Below are 15,043 nucleotides of genomic sequence, written 5' to 3'. Positions count from 1 at the left end.
TCGCTTTTTTTGTATCCGCGTAAGGAGCAGCAGATGCATTATCCGGTTGACGTGTTTATTGGCAAAATTCGTGACTATGACGGCAGCCGCCCGAGCGCTATCGCCAAGGTGCAAATCGACGGCGAACTCATGCTGACCGAGCTCGGTCTGGCAGGCGATCAGCAGGCCGAAAAGAAAATCCACGGCGGCCCCGACCGCGCGCTATGCCATTACCCCCGCGAACACTATGCTGATTGGATTCGCCAGTTCCCCGAGCAGGCGACGCTGTTTTGCGCCCCGGCGTTTGGCGAGAATCTGTCGACGAACGGAATGACCGAACACAACGTGTTTATTGGCGACATCTACCGCTGGGGCGAGGTGTTGATCCAGGTCACTCAGCCGCGCTCTCCATGCTTTAAACTTAATTTCCACTTTGCCATCAGCGACATGGCCCTCCTTATGCAGAACAGCGGAAAAACCGGCTGGCTGTATCGGGTCATTGCGCCAGGTAAGGTCTCCAGCGATGCGCCGTTGGAACTGGCGTCGCGTCTGAGCGATGTCTCGGTTCATGAAGCGGGTGTTATCGCCTGGTCTATGCCGTTTGATGACGAACAATATCACCGGCTGTTGAGCGCCGCCGGGCTGTCGGCGAGCTGGAGCCGCACCATGCAGAAGCGTCGTTTGAGCGGCAAAATTGAAGATAGCGCCAGACGACTGTGGGGGGATAAAACTCCGCCAAAATGAAAGGAAGGATTATGACTGAAGCTGAAAATGCGGTGGCGATCGTAAAAGAATTTTTGGTGGCCTCGATGATTCCCGATGCTGAACGCGCCGCAACGTATATGCACCCGGAGGTGAAAATTACCTTCACCGGAGGCCGGGCAATGGCTGGCGCGGCAGATATCGCGCAGTTTAACGGCGCTCGCTACAAGTGGGTGAAGAAGGCGCTGGGCGAGTTTGATGCGGTGCAGCATGATCATTACGTTGTGATTTATTCCAACGGTACGCTGTATGGGGAATGGCCCGACGGTCGCCCGTTTGCCGGTAATCGCTTTATCGATCGTTTCGAAGTGCGCGATGGCAAAATTACCCGGATGGACGTGTGGAACGACAGCGCCGAGTGGATTCTGGTGCCGGAAATCTCCCGGTAAATCTCGACGGCGAGATAAAAAATCGGCCTGCATTCGCAGGCCGATGGTTTTTAGGTTCGCTTGTACAGCGGTAGCCACAGCGTAAGCCGCAACCCACCCAGCGGGCTATCGTCAGCCTTCACCCAGCCGCGGTGCTGCTGCATGGCGCTTTCGACAATCGCCAGCCCCAGCCCGGTGCCGCCAGACTCGCGGTCGCGCGCCTCATCAGTGCGATAGAACGGACGGAAGATCTGCTCGCGGTCTTCAGGGCTGACGCCCGGCCCGTCGTCATCGACCGTGATCGTAATACCGTCTTTATCCACCGAGAAGCCGACTTCAATCTTCGTATGTGAATAGCGCAGCGCATTACGAACTATATTTTCCAGCGCGCTTTCCAGCGCGTTTGGGTTGCCATAGAGCGGCCACGGCCCCGGCGGATAATTTACCGTTAACGACTTGCCCATCTGTTCGGCTTCAAAGGCGGCGTTATCCAGCACTTCGCCCCATAGCTGATTGGCTTTCATCGTTTCGCTGACCAGCGCATTTTTCTGTTGGTTACGCGACATCACCAGCAGGTCATTGATCATGCTGTCCAGACGCTGCGCTTCGGTTTCAATACGCTCCAGCTCTTTGCTTTCGCCGCCACGACGACGCAGCAGCGCGGTACCCAGTTGCAGGCGCGTAAGGGGCGTTCGCAGCTCATGGGAGATGTCTGACAGCAAACGCTGCTGCGAGGTCATCATCCGTTCCAGCGCCGTCACCATCTGGTTAAAACTGGCGCCAGCGGCGAGGAACTCCTGCGGACCCGCCTCCAGCTCCGGATGCTGACGCAGGTTGCCTTGCGCCACTTCATCAGCCGCGTTTTTCAACTTACGCGCCGGTTTCGCCAGACTCCATGCCAGCCATAGCAAGAGCGGCGAACTGACCAGCATCGTGACAATGAGCAACAGAAGCGGGCGGTCAAACAGCAGATTAATAAAATCGGATTGCGAACTGCTGGCCGGTCGAATCAAGTAAAGCTGGTAATTATCCTCTCCGTCGCGAACGGAGAACGGCCCCACCATCTCTACGCGGCCATATTTTTTCTTCTGCGGATGATCGGCGTTATCCGCCTGACCAATGAAGTTACGAATGATCTGCATTTCGCTGCGTTCAGCGCCGATCACGCGTCCTTCAGAGGTCACCAGTAATAACCGCTGTCCAGGCGGCGCCCACTTATCGATCGCGCGGAACAGGCGACGCCACCACATCAGGTCGTTGGGCGGATCGTTCGCAAGTTCAGCTTCTACATGTTGCTCTATCATCAATCCCTGGCGCTGTTCGCTGTCCAGCAGCTCGGTCATCTGGCGTGAATCGAGCTTGGGCAACATCAGGACCAGCATTAGCACCAGCGCCAGCGTCAACCAGAAGATGGCGAAGATGCGCGCGGTTAAACTTCCTATCATGAAGCGGAAACCATCAGATAGCCGCGACCACGCAATGTTTTAAACCACGGGTGACCGTCTTTGCGTTCCGGCAGTTTGCGGCGCAGGTTAGAAATATGCATATCAATGGCGCGATCGAACGGCGTCAGGCGCTTACCCAGCACTTCCTGACTTAAATGTTCACGGGAAACCACCTGGCCGAGGTGTTGCGCCAGCAAATAGAGCAGGGTGAATTCCGTACCGGTCAGCTCCAGCGTTTGGCCATCGAAACTGGCTTCCTGGCGACCCGGATTAAGGCTTAGCGCATCGACTTCCAGCGTCGGCGAGCCGTTGTCGCTGCTCTGCTGCTGTTCGCTCCAGTGGGAACGGCGCAAAATAGCCCTGATGCGCGCTACCAGCTCGCGGTCGTTAAATGGTTTGGGTAAATAGTCGTCCGCGCCCAGCTCAAGGCCGAGAACGCGATCCAGCTCGCTGCCGCGCGCGGTCAGCATAATGACAGGCGTCTGGTGTGTCTGGCGAAGCGCTTTCAACGTATCGATACCGTTTTTCTTCGGCATCATGACGTCAAGCAAAAGTAAATCGATGCTGTCATCCAAAAGCTCAAGCGCCTGCTCGCCGTCGTGGGCCACCAGGACATTAAAACCTTCCATTTCGAGGAGCTCTTTTAACAGGGAAGTCAGCTCTCGGTCATCATCAACTAACAGGATTTTATTCATTGTTTACGTACCTCCGAGGCAGAAATTACGTCATCAGGCGTCGCTAATCCATGACTTTACGTTGTTTTACACCCCCTGACGCATGTTTGCAGCCCGAATCGTAAACTGTCTCTCGTTGAATCGCGACAGAAAAGATTTTGGGAGCAAGCGATGCGCAAAGTTACCGCTGCTGTTATGGCCTCAACGCTGGCATTCAGTTTTTTAAGCCACGCAGCTGAAGTTGTTACAAGCGATAACTGGCACCCCGGTGACGGGGCCACGCAGCGTAGCGCGCAAAATCATATGTTTGACGGCATAAGTTTAACCGAACATCAGCGTCAGCAGATGCGAGATCTTATGCAACAGGCAAGGCACGAACAGCCTCCTGTTAATGTTAGCGAAATGGAGACAATGCATCGGCTTGTCACCGCAGAAAAATTTGATGAAAGCGCTGTGCGCGCTCAGGCAGAAAAAATGGCGCAAGAGCAGGTTGCCCGCCAGGTCGAAATGGCCCGCGTGCGTAACCAGATGTATCGCCTGTTAACGCCGGAGCAGCAAGCGGTTTTGAATGAAAAGCATCAGCAACGAATGGAGCAACTGCGCGACGTGGCGCAATGGCAAAAAAGTTCATCGTTGAAATTATTGAGTAGTAGCAACTCACGTTCCCAGTAACAACCCTGTTTTCCTTGCCATAGACACCATCCCTGTCTTCCCCCACATGATGTGGGGGTTTTTTTTATCTCCAGTTTGTCATTCTGTTATTAGCTTACTGTTTTAAACCATCCGTTATACTACCGGCAGAAGATAGCGGGAGTATTTATGAATCAAACCTATGGACGGCTGGTTAGCCGGGCGGCTATCGCGGCAACGGCGATGGCATCAGCGTTACTTTTGATCAAAATTTTTGCGTGGTGGTATACGGGATCGGTGAGTATTCTGGCGGCGTTGGTGGACTCGCTGGTGGATATTGCCGCGTCATTGACGAATTTGTTGGTCGTGCGTTATTCGCTGCAACCCGCAGATGATGAACACACGTTTGGGCACGGTAAAGCGGAGTCGCTGGCGGCGCTGGCGCAAAGTATGTTTATTTCCGGTTCGGCGTTGTTTCTGTTTTTGACCAGTATTCAGAATCTGATTAAGCCGACGCCAATGAACGACCCCGGCGTGGGGATTGGCGTTACCGTCATCGCTCTGATATGCACTATTATACTGGTCACGTTTCAGCGCTGGGTGGTACGCAAGACCCAAAGTCAGGCGGTACGGGCGGATATGCTTCATTATCAGTCTGATGTTATGATGAACGGAGCGATTCTTATCGCGCTGGGGTTATCCTGGTACGGTTGGCATCGTGCGGATGCCCTGTTTGCGTTAGGTATCGGCATCTATATTTTGTATAGCGCGTTACGTATGGGGTATGAGGCGGTGCAGTCATTATTGGATCGCGCGCTGCCCGATGCGGAACGACAGGAAATTATTGATATCGTGACGTCATGGCCGGGAGTCAGCGGCGCGCACGATCTCCGCACGCGGCAGTCAGGGCCGACTCGCTTTATTCAGATTCATTTGGAAATGGAAGATAATCTGCCGCTCGTTCAGGCGCATTTTGTGGCTGACCAGGTAGAGCAGGCGATTTTACAGCGTTTTCCGGGTTCAGATGTCATTATTCATCAGGATCCCTGTTCAGTCGTTCCCAGGGAAGGCAGGAAGTTCGAGCTTGTATAATTGATTGTTAAAAAGTGAGCCAGGCCAGCATTTTGTGTATAAATTACCGCCATTTGGCCTGACCTGAATCAATTCAGCAGGAAGGGATTGTTATACTATCTGTATATTCGTTGGATCGTTTCGAAGTGCGAAATCGGCTTCCGGCAATAGATTTCATTTTGCATTCCAAAGTTCAGAGGTAGTCATGATTAAGAAAATCGGTGTGTTGACAAGCGGCGGTGATGCGCCGGGCATGAACGCGGCAATCCGCGGTGTTGTGCGCGCAGCGTTGACGGAAGGGCTGGAAGTCATGGGCATTTATGACGGCTATCTGGGCCTGTATGAAGATCGTATGGTTCAGCTTGACCGTTACAGCGTATCTGACATGATCAACCGTGGCGGTACTTTCCTCGGTTCTGCCCGTTTCCCGGAATTCCGTGACGAAAATATTCGCGCTGTCGCGATCGAAAACCTGAAAAAACGCGGTATCGATGCGCTGGTAGTTATTGGCGGCGACGGTTCTTATATGGGTGCAAAACGTCTGACTGAAATGGGCTTCCCGTGCATCGGTCTGCCAGGCACTATCGATAACGACATCAAAGGCACCGACTACACTATCGGCTATTTCACTGCTCTCGGCACTGTAGTGGAAGCGATTGACCGTCTGCGTGACACCTCCTCTTCTCACCAGCGTATCTCTATCGTTGAGGTGATGGGCCGTTATTGCGGCGACCTGACGTTGGCGGCGGCTATTGCTGGCGGCTGTGAGTTTATCGTGGTGCCGGAAGTTGAATTTAATCGCGAAGATCTGGTGGCCGAAATCAAAGCCGGGATCGCGAAAGGGAAAAAACACGCTATCGTCGCTATTACTGAGCATATGTGCGATGTTGACGAACTGGCGCACTTTATTGAAAAAGAAACGGGCCGTGAGACGCGTGCGACGGTGCTCGGCCACATTCAGCGCGGTGGTTCCCCGGTACCTTACGATCGCATTCTGGCTTCCCGTATGGGCGCGTATGCTATTGACCTGCTGCTGGAAGGCCATGGCGGTCGTTGTGTCGGTATCCAGAACGAGCAGCTTGTTCATCATGACATCATCGATGCGATTGAAAACATGAAGCGTCCGTTCAAAAGCGACTGGATGGAGTGCGCGAAAAAACTGTACTGATTGTTTTTGCGCGCCTGATGGCGCTACGCTTATCAGGCCTACAGGTTGCAGAAACGTGTAGGCCGGATTAGGCGCTAGCCGCCATCCGGCAATCCCTCAGATTTATTCCTCGAAGTTATAGCCAATCTTTTTTTATTCTTTAATGTTTGGATCTCTTTCTGGCACGCTTTGCTCATCACAACACAACATAAGCGAGTCGGGCGATGAAAAAGTGGGGCGTGGGGTTCACATTATTGCTGGCGTCAACCAGCATTCTGGCAAAGGATATTCAGTTACTTAACGTATCATACGATCCAACGCGTGAGCTGTACGAGCAGTACAACAAAGCGTTTAGCGCGCACTGGAAGCAGGAAACCGGCGACAACGTCGTGATCCGTCAATCGCACGGCGGTTCGGGTAAACAGGTGACTTCCGTTATTAACGGCATTGAAGCCGATGTCGTGACGCTGGCGCTGGCTTACGATGTGGACGCTATTGCGGAACGTGGTCGTATCGATAAAAACTGGATCAAGCGTCTGCCGGATAACTCAGCACCTTACACCTCCACCATCGTTTTCCTGGTCCGCAAAGGCAATCCAAAACAAATTCATGACTGGAACGATCTGATTAAACCCGGTGTGTCGGTGATTACGCCAAACCCGAAAAGCTCCGGCGGCGCACGCTGGAACTATCTGGCGGCATGGGGCTACGCCCTGCACCACAACAATAACGATCAGGCCAAAGCGCAGGACTTTGTCAAAGCCCTGTTTAAAAACGTTGAAGTGCTGGACTCCGGCGCGCGCGGCTCAACCAATACTTTCGTTGAACGCGGTATCGGTGATGTGCTGATTGCCTGGGAAAACGAAGCGCTACTGGCGACGAATGAACTGGGTAAAGATAAATTCGAGATAGTGACCCCGAGTGAATCTATTCTCGCAGAGCCGACCGTGTCCGTGGTGGATAAAGTCGTTGAGAAGAAAGGGACGAATGCGGTGGCGGAAGCGTATCTGAAGTATCTCTACTCGCCGGAAGGGCAGGAGATAGCAGCGAAAAACTTCTACCGTCCGCGCGATGCTGACGTGGCGAAAAAATACGACGATGCGTTTCCGAAGCTGAAGCTGTTCACCATTGACGAGGTGTTTGGCGGCTGGGCGAAGGCGCAAAAAGATCACTTCGCTAATGGCGGTACGTTCGACCAAATTAGCAAACGCTAAACCGTTTATAAACCCGGTAACGTATTATGTTACCGGGTTTTTTCTTTGCCACAATTTTGCGTTACTCTTCCCCGTCTATGGGTCACAGGGAACGCATATCATGAAAAAAACAGGCTACTTTTTACTGGCGGTGATAGTGATTGTCGCCGCGGCGGGCGTCGGTTACTGGAAATTTTCCGGCAATCCTGATGCATTACGGGAAATCGTGCTTGAACAATGCCTGCCCGATCAGTTACAGCATCAAAACCCAGCGCCTTGCGCGGAAGTCAAACCTCGCGCCGGCTATGTCGTCTTTAAAGATCGTCACGGTCCGTTGCAATATTTATTGATGCCCACCTACCGTATCAACGGTACAGAAAGCCCGCTATTGCTGGAACCCGCTACGCCCAACTTTTTCTGGCTGGCCTGGCAGGCTCGCGGCTATATGAGTAAAAAATACGGGCATGATATTCCGGATAGCGCGGTCTCGCTGGCGATTAATTCGCGGCTTGGTCGTTCACAGGACCATTTGCATATCCATATTTCTTGCATCCGTCCTGACGTTCGGGAACAACTGGATAACGATCTCACGCGTATCAGCACTCGCTGGCTTCCGCTACCGGGCGACCTGATGGGGCATGAATACCTGGCGCGCCGGGTAACCGAGAGCGAACTGGCGCAGCGTAGTCCGTTTATGATGCTGGCGGAAGAGGTGCCGGAAGCGCGCGATCATATGGGACGCTATGCGCTGGCGGTGGTACGCCAAAGCGACGACTCTTTTGTTCTGCTGGCGACCGAGCGTAATTTATTGACCTTCAATCGCGCATCGGCGGAAGAGATCCAGGACCATAGTTGCGCCATTTTGTCTTCCCGCTGATTTTCGTTACACCCCCTGCTCATTATCTTATTGATTCTTATCCCGGTTTAAAACTGGGGTAAGATCGTGTCTATAAAAATATGTGAAACCGATCAAAAGATATAAAGGTATACCTTTATATCTTTTGATGGTTAGTTACACTCTCTTCATAGCCTCCATAGATTGTCTGGTGGATGGCTTATATATAAAAACGTTTTTATTTCATGTAGTGACATCATTAATTGTTCACCAGATTTGCGCTGCTAAGCGTAAAGGAATATCAACATGAAACTTTCTATCGTGGAAAAAATCGGCTTCGGCGCGGGAGATATGGCGATAAACGTTGTGATTATCGCCATGCAGCTGCTCCTCGCCTATTTCTATACCGATATCTACGGCCTGAGCGCCGCTGATGTTGGCGTACTGTTTGTGGTTGTGCGGATGATTGATGCCATTATCGATCCGGCCATGGGGGTTCTGACCGATAAACTGAATACGCGCTGGGGGCGTTACCGCCCGTGGCTGCTGTGGTTTGCCATTCCTTTTGGTTTCGCCGTGTATTTGATGTTTATTACGCCTGATATGGCTTATATGGCCAAGCTGGCGTGGGCCTATGGCACCTATATTCTTATGACCCTGGTCTATACCGCGATCACCATTCCCTATATTTCGATGATTGGCGTGATTACCAGCGACCCCGTCGAACGGTTAAGCGCCAACGGTTATCGTTTTGTGATGACCAAGATTGCCGCTTTCCTGGTGACTATCGTCGTACCGATGCTTGCCGTCTGGCTGGGGCAGGGCAACAAGGCGCTGGGTTACCAGTTTTCGATGGGGCTGATGGGGGCGATGGGCGCCTTGCTGTTTATCTTCTGTTTTCTTACCACGCGTGAACGCAGCGAGCCGGAAATTACCTCGTTATCGGTGGGGAAACAGTTTAAGTATCTGTTACGCAACGATCAGTGGATTATTCTCGGCGTTGTTATTCTGCTGCTGATGTGCGGTTATGTTATTCGCGGTTCCGTTGCCGCTTATTACGCTAAGTATTATCTGAACGGCGGAGATAGTCTGATTTCACCCTTCCTGACCACCGGCGTCGTGGCCTCTATTTTAGCGATGATCGCCACCACCTGGATAACTAAATTCTGGGACAAAATTAAGATGTTCCGCTACACCCAGATTATTACCTTTATCCTGAGCGCTCTGATGTATTTCTCCGTCGGGCGTGAAAATCTTGTCCTCGCCTTTGCGTTCTATTTTCTTATTAATTTCTTCTGCGATATGCAAATGCCGGTGTTCTGGTCCTCTATCGCCGAAGCGGTGGATTACGGCGAAAAGAAAACCGGTCTGCGCGTTTCCGGGTTGGCGTTTGGCGGCATCCTCTTCTTCCAGAAGTTTGGGATGGGGATCGCGGGCGGGATACTCGGATTCCTGCTGAGCCACTTTGGCTATCAGGCCGATGTTGAACAGAGCGCGCGTTCGCTCACCGGTATTGCGCTGATGATGACGCTCATTCCGGCTCTGTTTCACCTTGTGGTTGGGCTGCTTATGAAAAAGTATCTGATTAATAATGAATATTATCGAGATATTCAGCTTGCCCTGGCGCAGAAACAGGCATAAGGAGGCGCAAATGAAGGCCATGAATAAGGTTTGGGTTATCGGCGATGCCTCCGTTGATCTGGTGCCGGAAAAACAGAACAGCTATCTGAAATGCCCCGGCGGAGCGTCGGCGAACGTGGGGGTATGCGTTGCCAGGCTGGGCGGAGAGTGCGGTTTTATTGGCTGTCTTGGTGACGATGACGCCGGCCGCTTCCTGCGCCAGGTTTTTCAGGATAACGGCGTGGATGTCACGTTTCTAAGGCTGGATGCGGACCTGACCAGCGCGGTGCTGATCGTCAACCTGACGGCTGATGGGGAGCGCAGCTTTACCTATCTGGTGCATCCGGGGGCTGATACCTACGTTTCGCCGCAGGACCTGCCGCCGTTCAGGCAGTACGAATGGTTTTACTTCAGCTCAATTGGCCTCACCGACAGGCCCGCTCGCGAGGCGTGCCTTGAGGGAGCGAGACGCATGCGAGAAGCCGGTGGCTACGTGTTATTCGACGTCAACTTACGCAGCAAAATGTGGGGGAATACTGATGAAATCCCTGAACTGATCGCCCGGTCCGCCGCACTGGCTTCTATCTGCAAAGTCTCGGCAGATGAGCTGTGCCAGCTCAGCGGGGCCAGTCACTGGCAGGATGCGCGTTATTACCTGCGCGATCTTGGGTGTGACACCACGATCATTTCGCTGGGGGCCGATGGCGCGCTGTTGATTACCGCCGAGGGGGAGTTCCATTTTCCCGCACCACGCGTCGATGTTGTCGATACCACGGGAGCCGGTGATGCTTTTGTCGGCGGACTGTTGTTCACCCTTTCCCGCGCAAATTGCTGGGATCATGCCCTGCTGGCGGAAGCCATCAGCAATGCCAATGCCTGCGGCGCTATGGCGGTGACGGCAAAAGGCGCAATGACCGCTTTACCGTTTCCTGACCAACTCAACACTTTTCTTTCCAGCCATTCGCTGGCACAAGCCATGACCGTGAAATAAGGAGTCATCATGCACGTTGATCGAAACAAAATACTGGGATGCCTGGTGGGCGCCGCCGCCGCGGACGCGATGGGAGCCGCGACGGAAGTACGCACCCAGCAGCAAATAAAAGACTATTTTGGCGGCTGGGTGACGACCTTTCAAAAACCGCCAGCGGACACGTTTGGCCGCTGCAACGAAGCGGGGATGTGCACGGATGATTTTATTCAGGCGAAGTACATCATGGATGCGCTGCTGCGCCATCAACGCCAGGTCAGCGACGAGGCGATGCGCGAGGCTTTCCAGCAGTGGCTGGATTACCCGTACTACGCCAACTTTACCGGCCCGACGACGCGTGCGGCAATGAAGGCAATATTCAATGATAACCGCGCCTCTTTACAGGGTGAGCTGGAAGGCGAGAAACAGTCGGTACAGATTATTAATAAGGGTAACGCGGAGGCAACGAACGGCGCCGCCATGAAGATTTGGCCAGCGGCGGTGCTGCACCCGGGTGATATTGACGCGGCGATTGAATGCGCGCTACAGATTTGCCGCTTTACCCATAATAACGTGCTGGCGATGTCCGGCGCAGCGGCGATGGCGGCGGCAACCAGCGAGGCGTTAAGAGCGCAGACCAATGCAGACAGCATTATTGCCGCCGGTATTTACGGTGCGCAAAGGGGCTATCTGCTGGCGCAGGAGCAAGGGGCGATGATGGTCGCCGGGCCTTCCGTTGCCCGACGCATTGAGCTGGCCGTAGATATCGGTAAACGTCATCGCCATTGGGAAACGGCGGTGGTGGAACTTGCTGATATTATTGGCTCCGGGCTGCACGTGAGTGAAGCGGTGCCGGCGGCCTTTGGCCTGTTCGCGTGTTGTCCGAATTCTGCCGTAGATGCTATTATCTCCGGCGTTAATATCGGCAATGATACTGATACTGTCGCCACCATGGTCGGGGCGATTTCCGGCGCATTCCATGGCGTGGAGGCTTTTCCCGCCGATTATTTAACGACTTTGGATCGTATGAATCATTTCGATTTGGCAGAACTGGCCAGGCAAATCGCAGGGTAGCGACTTCACCCTGCCGGGGACGGTAAAACGTCCCCTGCTGGCGAAGACGTGAGGTGCGCAGCTTGCAGGTTGATAAAACGAGCTTTACTCCGCTTTATAAGCAACTATTTTTTATCATCTGTCAGCAGATCCAGAACGGGTCTTTGCCTTTGGGTAGCCAACTACCGACGCAAAAAGAGATTGCCAGATCCTACAACGTCTCGCTGATTGTGGTTAAACAGGCCTGGAGCGAATTAATCAATGCGGGCATTATTTCCTCCCAGCGCGGAAGTGGTTCGGTGGTGTGCTCGGTGCCGGAAGGCGTGAGCTACGGGCACACGTTTCGCGGTATTACCCGCGATCTCCAGGACGCCAGCGTGGCGATTGAGAACCGTATTCTGGAAATCGCGCCGCGCCGCGCGCGCGACGCTCAGGCAGACGGCTTGAGCCTGCCCGCACAGCATCACTATCTCTATATTTCGCGTATTCGTTGCCTGAATAACCGCCCATTTAACCATGAGAAAATATATCTCGATCTCAGCTTCTTTCCCGGCCTGGAACTCACACCGCAGGCGCTGGAGCATACGTCGCTTTATTCGTTATTAAACGTCACAAGCGACTCGGCGATAGAAAAAGTTGAGGCGATTTTACCTTCCGCTGACCTGTGCGAAAAATTGCAAATCGCCGCCAATAAACCGCTGTTATCCGTCGCCAGACAGACGTTTCAGGCCGGGAAGGACAGCCCTTTTGAGTATTGCCGCTATTACGTGCTGTCTGAATACTTTGGTGAAATTCATTATCACTGATCTGTCCACTTAATCCTGCGATAACCCCACCATATCTGGCGTTTACCTGCCTGACTGTCCGTCGTATTCTTGCTGAAAAAATCGTCAGGAGACAGGTATGTCGCTCTGGTTGTCCCATCCTCTGTTCCTCCCGTCCATCATCGTTGGCGTTACTATCCTTCTGTGGGCGACTTCGCCACTGCCGGAGTTTATGACCGCACTGCTATTTTTTGCTGTGGCGATGGGACCAGGGAAAGTTCCTGCGCGGGCGGGGATGCTGTGATGTATCGCGCTGGCGGTGATACGCCAAAGCGATGGCTCTTTTGTCCTGCTGGCGACCGAGCGTAATTTACTGATCTTCAATCGCGCTTCTGCCGAGGAAATTCAGGATCATCAGTGTGATATCTTGAACCAACAGGTCATCAAATGACAGCTTGATATTGCATTAACGAATACCGTTTGGAGGCCGGACAAGGCTCTCGTGGCGCTATCCGGCAAAATCTGGCGATGGCGCGGGCGTTACCAGGCCGGTGGATCTGCGGGGTGGCTGTCATTTTCCAGATGCGGCGATTTAATAAACACGCCTTTCCAGGGTTTATCGCCGTTATTAATGAGATAATGCGCCTCCCCAGGTTCGCACTGTAAAACATCTCCAGTTTGCAGGATATGAGGTGTTCCTTCCAGATACAGGCACACTTCACCGCTTAGGGTATAAAAAATCTCACAAGCGGTATTATGGCGATGGTTAGGGAATGACTGCCCTGGTTGTAGTATGACGACGCCCATATCGCAGCCCGGCCCACGGATTAAGTATTTAGGGCCATTATCGCCAAAGCGGTATTCATGATTCTTCTCATTCGTTTTTTGCATGCTTATTCTCCTGTTACAGGCCTGGCGCTTTCCAGAGGGATGTCGTTAAGCCACCATCGACCAGCGCGCGTTGATCCTGATAAACGGCCTGCCATTTTTCTCTGGCCTGCTGATAGACAGCGAAATTTTCAGGATTAGGTTTATGCTCCCGATCCCAGCGCACTAGCTTTTCTCCCGTTTCCGCCAGCGATGGCCAGACACCCACGCCAACGCCTGCGGCAATAGCGCACCCTAGCGCGGTAGCTTCTTTGACGACAGGTACGTGAACGGTGAGTCCCGTAACGTCGGCAAGGATTTGGCTCCATAATTTGCCTTTAGATCCTCCGCCAGCAAAAACCAGCGAGTCGGCCTGTACGCCGGAAAACGCGGCAATTTGCTGTAAATTGCAGGCGGAAACAATGGCGGCATTCTCTTCCAGCGCGCGAAATAGGGTCGCTTTATTACACTTTTCAGGATCGATAGACAGATTGATAAACGACGGCGCGGCATGGTACCAGCGTTTAAAACGCATAACGTCAGAGAAGATGGGCATCACACCGTACGCGCCGGGAGGCACCCGGCTGGCCATATCTTCCAGCAGGGAATACGCATCAATACCTAACCTTTCAGCGATTAGTTTTTCCTCGGCGCAAAAGGCGTCGCGGAACCAACGCATCGTTAACCCAGTAAAAAAGCTAATAGACTCGGTTTGTACCATACCGGGGATCACATGAGGATTGATGCGAACGTTCATGTTTGGGTCGGTGACCGGCGCGGGAAGATTGACGACCTGTTGCCAGAAGGTTCCGCCCAGCACGGCCGTTTGCGCCGGGCGTACGACGCCCAGCCCCAGACAGCCTAACTGCACATCGCCGCCGCCAACGATGACCGGCGTACCCGCTTGCAGGTCGCACTGTTCAGCCGCTTTCTGTGAAATGTGACCGAGCAGCGTCCCGGTTTCTTTTACCGGCGAGAGAATGTCAGAACGCAGGCCCGCCATCTGTAACAGACTACGTTTCCAGTTGCGGGTCACCAGATCCAATAACCCCGTCGTGCCTGCGTTGGAGGGATCGACCGCCAGTTCGCCGCTGAGCATAAAGGCCATCCAGTCGCTGATCATAGTGACGGTTGACGCGCGATGATAAATATCCGGACGATGGTGGGCAAGCCAGAGCAGACGCGGAATAGCGCTGAGCGCCAGCGTTTGCCCGGAGCAACGATAAACTTCCTCCTCAAAGGTGTTATCGTGCAGCTCTTTTAATTCACTGACTTCGTGCGCCGCGCGGGCGTCAACATTAGCGCAGGCCCAAATTGGTTCGCCGTTACTGTCATAAATAACAATGCCTTCACGCATCGAGCAGGCCGATACGGCAGCGATAGCCGTTGCAGGGATGGCGGCTTTCTGTAGTGCCTGACGGATACACTGGCAAGCCAGTTGCCAGTTTTTGGCAAGATCAAACTCCATCGAACCAGGCACATCCGGCACGGCCAGATGCTGCCATTCCGCTTGACCGACAGCTATTTGCTTTCCTTGTAGATCAAAAATTACTGCTCTGACGCTACCGGTACCGGCGTCAAGAGCCATCAGGTAATGTCCTGATTCAGTATGGGTACAGAGTCGAGCCATTTTTTTATCCTCGGCTATTTTTACATCGTTACATAAAA

The 15,043-nt window shown here is 53.2% G+C and carries 15 protein-coding genes and 2 pseudogenes; 13 read left to right on the top strand and 4 right to left on the bottom strand.

Features of this window, described 5'->3' with window-relative positions:
- Positions 1–33: 33 nt before the first annotated feature.
- Positions 34–723, top strand: coding sequence for a 6-hydroxyaminopurine reductase (gene yiiM / locus QEN31_RS22555; protein ID WP_000559232.1), 690 nt, complete (start codon positions 34–36; stop codon positions 721–723).
- 11 nt (positions 724–734) lie between these two features.
- Entirely contained in the window at positions 735–1,130 is a 396-nt protein-coding gene (locus QEN31_RS22550; RefSeq protein ID WP_000133444.1) for a nuclear transport factor 2 family protein, read from the top strand.
- 50 nt (positions 1,131–1,180) lie between these two features.
- Here QEN31_RS22550 and cpxA read toward each other — a convergent pair whose 3' ends face one another.
- Both cpxA and cpxR read right to left on the bottom strand, forming a co-directional pair.
- Positions 1,181–2,554, bottom strand: a complete 1,374-nt coding sequence (gene cpxA, locus QEN31_RS22545; protein ID WP_000580402.1) for an envelope stress sensor histidine kinase CpxA — start codon at positions 2,552–2,554, stop codon at positions 1,181–1,183.
- A complete protein-coding gene (gene cpxR, locus QEN31_RS22540; RefSeq protein ID WP_001033731.1) occupies positions 2,551–3,249 on the bottom strand; it encodes an envelope stress response regulator transcription factor CpxR in 699 nt (232 codons plus the stop codon). Before cpxR ends, cpxA begins: the two co-directional genes overlap by 4 nt.
- Before the next feature lie 150 nt (positions 3,250–3,399).
- Here cpxR and cpxP point away from each other — a divergent pair, with 150 nt between their 5' ends.
- From cpxP to QEN31_RS22485, 11 genes and pseudogenes are all read left to right on the top strand, one after another.
- Positions 3,400–3,900: a cell-envelope stress modulator CpxP gene (gene cpxP / locus QEN31_RS22535; RefSeq protein WP_001233463.1), complete on the top strand. Its 501-nt coding sequence runs from the start codon at positions 3,400–3,402 to the stop codon at positions 3,898–3,900.
- Positions 3,901–4,047: 147 nt separating this feature from the next.
- Positions 4,048–4,950: a CDF family cation-efflux transporter FieF gene (fieF, locus tag QEN31_RS22530; protein WP_001077320.1), complete on the top strand. Its 903-nt coding sequence runs from the start codon at positions 4,048–4,050 to the stop codon at positions 4,948–4,950.
- Between the two features lie 184 nt (positions 4,951–5,134).
- Positions 5,135–6,097, top strand: coding sequence for a 6-phosphofructokinase (gene pfkA, locus QEN31_RS22525; RefSeq protein ID WP_000591793.1), 963 nt, complete (start codon positions 5,135–5,137; stop codon positions 6,095–6,097).
- Positions 6,098–6,300: 203 nt separating this feature from the next.
- The gene (locus QEN31_RS22520; protein WP_000758717.1) at positions 6,301–7,290 is read left to right on the top strand and encodes a sulfate ABC transporter substrate-binding protein; all 990 of its coding nucleotides are present in this window, start codon (positions 6,301–6,303) and stop codon (positions 7,288–7,290) included.
- 100 nt (positions 7,291–7,390) lie between these two features.
- The gene (locus QEN31_RS22515; RefSeq protein ID WP_000750754.1) at positions 7,391–8,146 is read left to right on the top strand and encodes a CDP-diacylglycerol diphosphatase; all 756 of its coding nucleotides are present in this window, start codon (positions 7,391–7,393) and stop codon (positions 8,144–8,146) included.
- A gap of 264 nt (positions 8,147–8,410) precedes the next feature.
- On the top strand, positions 8,411–9,745 hold the full coding sequence (locus QEN31_RS22510) for an MFS transporter (protein WP_099949737.1): 1,335 nt from the start codon (positions 8,411–8,413) through the stop codon (positions 9,743–9,745).
- Between the two features lie 10 nt (positions 9,746–9,755).
- Complete coding sequence (locus QEN31_RS22505) at positions 9,756–10,715, top strand: aminoimidazole riboside kinase (protein WP_000646499.1); 960 nt, start codon at positions 9,756–9,758, stop codon at positions 10,713–10,715.
- A 9-nt stretch (positions 10,716–10,724) separates the two neighbouring features.
- Complete coding sequence (locus QEN31_RS22500; RefSeq protein ID WP_000557889.1) at positions 10,725–11,765, top strand: ADP-ribosylglycohydrolase family protein; 1,041 nt, start codon at positions 10,725–10,727, stop codon at positions 11,763–11,765.
- 62 nt (positions 11,766–11,827) lie between these two features.
- Positions 11,828–12,550: a GntR family transcriptional regulator gene (locus tag QEN31_RS22495; protein WP_001519915.1), complete on the top strand. Its 723-nt coding sequence runs from the start codon at positions 11,828–11,830 to the stop codon at positions 12,548–12,550.
- A gap of 97 nt (positions 12,551–12,647) precedes the next feature.
- A pseudogene (locus tag QEN31_RS22490) lies at positions 12,648–12,773 on the top strand (hypothetical protein); the annotation flags it as partial.
- A 45-nt stretch (positions 12,774–12,818) separates the two neighbouring features.
- Positions 12,819–12,959: pseudogene (locus QEN31_RS22485) on the top strand (CDP-diacylglycerol diphosphatase); the annotation flags it as partial.
- A gap of 89 nt (positions 12,960–13,048) precedes the next feature.
- Here the strand turns inward: QEN31_RS22485 and QEN31_RS22480 are convergent.
- Positions 13,049–13,399: a cupin domain-containing protein gene (locus QEN31_RS22480; protein WP_001173080.1), complete on the bottom strand. Its 351-nt coding sequence runs from the start codon at positions 13,397–13,399 to the stop codon at positions 13,049–13,051.
- Positions 13,400–13,412: 13 nt separating this feature from the next.
- Positions 13,413–15,005 carry an autoinducer-2 kinase gene (gene lsrK, locus QEN31_RS22475; RefSeq protein WP_000113085.1) on the bottom strand — a complete coding sequence of 531 codons (1,593 nt, stop codon included), beginning with the start codon at positions 15,003–15,005 and terminating at the stop codon, positions 13,413–13,415.
- Positions 15,006–15,043 lie beyond the last annotated feature (38 nt).

The organism is Salmonella sp. SA15303 (genome assembly GCF_029962125.1).
Classification (GTDB): domain Bacteria; phylum Pseudomonadota; class Gammaproteobacteria; order Enterobacterales; family Enterobacteriaceae; genus Salmonella; species Salmonella enterica.
Note: the sequence above shows the minus strand (reverse complement) of the source record. Positions and strands in the feature narration are given on the sequence as shown.

What these genes read in the sequence shown, in the direction of transcription:
- yiiM (WP_000559232.1), top strand. Translation starts at nt 34, where the DNA reads ATGCATTATCCGGTTGACGTGTTTATTGGCAAAATTCGTGACTATGAC.
- QEN31_RS22550 (WP_000133444.1), top strand. Translation starts at nt 735, where the DNA reads ATGACTGAAGCTGAAAATGCGGTGGCGATCGTAAAAGAATTTTTGGTG.
- cpxA (WP_000580402.1), bottom strand. Translation starts at nt 2,554, where the DNA reads ATGATAGGAAGTTTAACCGCGCGCATCTTCGCCATCTTCTGGTTGACG.
- cpxR (WP_001033731.1), bottom strand. Translation starts at nt 3,249, where the DNA reads ATGAATAAAATCCTGTTAGTTGATGATGACCGAGAGCTGACTTCCCTG.
- cpxP (WP_001233463.1), top strand. Translation starts at nt 3,400, where the DNA reads ATGCGCAAAGTTACCGCTGCTGTTATGGCCTCAACGCTGGCATTCAGT.
- fieF (WP_001077320.1), top strand. Translation starts at nt 4,048, where the DNA reads ATGAATCAAACCTATGGACGGCTGGTTAGCCGGGCGGCTATCGCGGCA.
- pfkA (WP_000591793.1), top strand. Translation starts at nt 5,135, where the DNA reads ATGATTAAGAAAATCGGTGTGTTGACAAGCGGCGGTGATGCGCCGGGC.
- QEN31_RS22520 (WP_000758717.1), top strand. Translation starts at nt 6,301, where the DNA reads ATGAAAAAGTGGGGCGTGGGGTTCACATTATTGCTGGCGTCAACCAGC.
- QEN31_RS22515 (WP_000750754.1), top strand. Translation starts at nt 7,391, where the DNA reads ATGAAAAAAACAGGCTACTTTTTACTGGCGGTGATAGTGATTGTCGCC.
- QEN31_RS22510 (WP_099949737.1), top strand. Translation starts at nt 8,411, where the DNA reads ATGAAACTTTCTATCGTGGAAAAAATCGGCTTCGGCGCGGGAGATATG.
- QEN31_RS22505 (WP_000646499.1), top strand. Translation starts at nt 9,756, where the DNA reads ATGAAGGCCATGAATAAGGTTTGGGTTATCGGCGATGCCTCCGTTGAT.
- QEN31_RS22500 (WP_000557889.1), top strand. Translation starts at nt 10,725, where the DNA reads ATGCACGTTGATCGAAACAAAATACTGGGATGCCTGGTGGGCGCCGCC.
- QEN31_RS22480 (WP_001173080.1), bottom strand. Translation starts at nt 13,399, where the DNA reads ATGCAAAAAACGAATGAGAAGAATCATGAATACCGCTTTGGCGATAAT.
- lsrK (WP_000113085.1), bottom strand. Translation starts at nt 15,005, where the DNA reads ATGGCTCGACTCTGTACCCATACTGAATCAGGACATTACCTGATGGCT.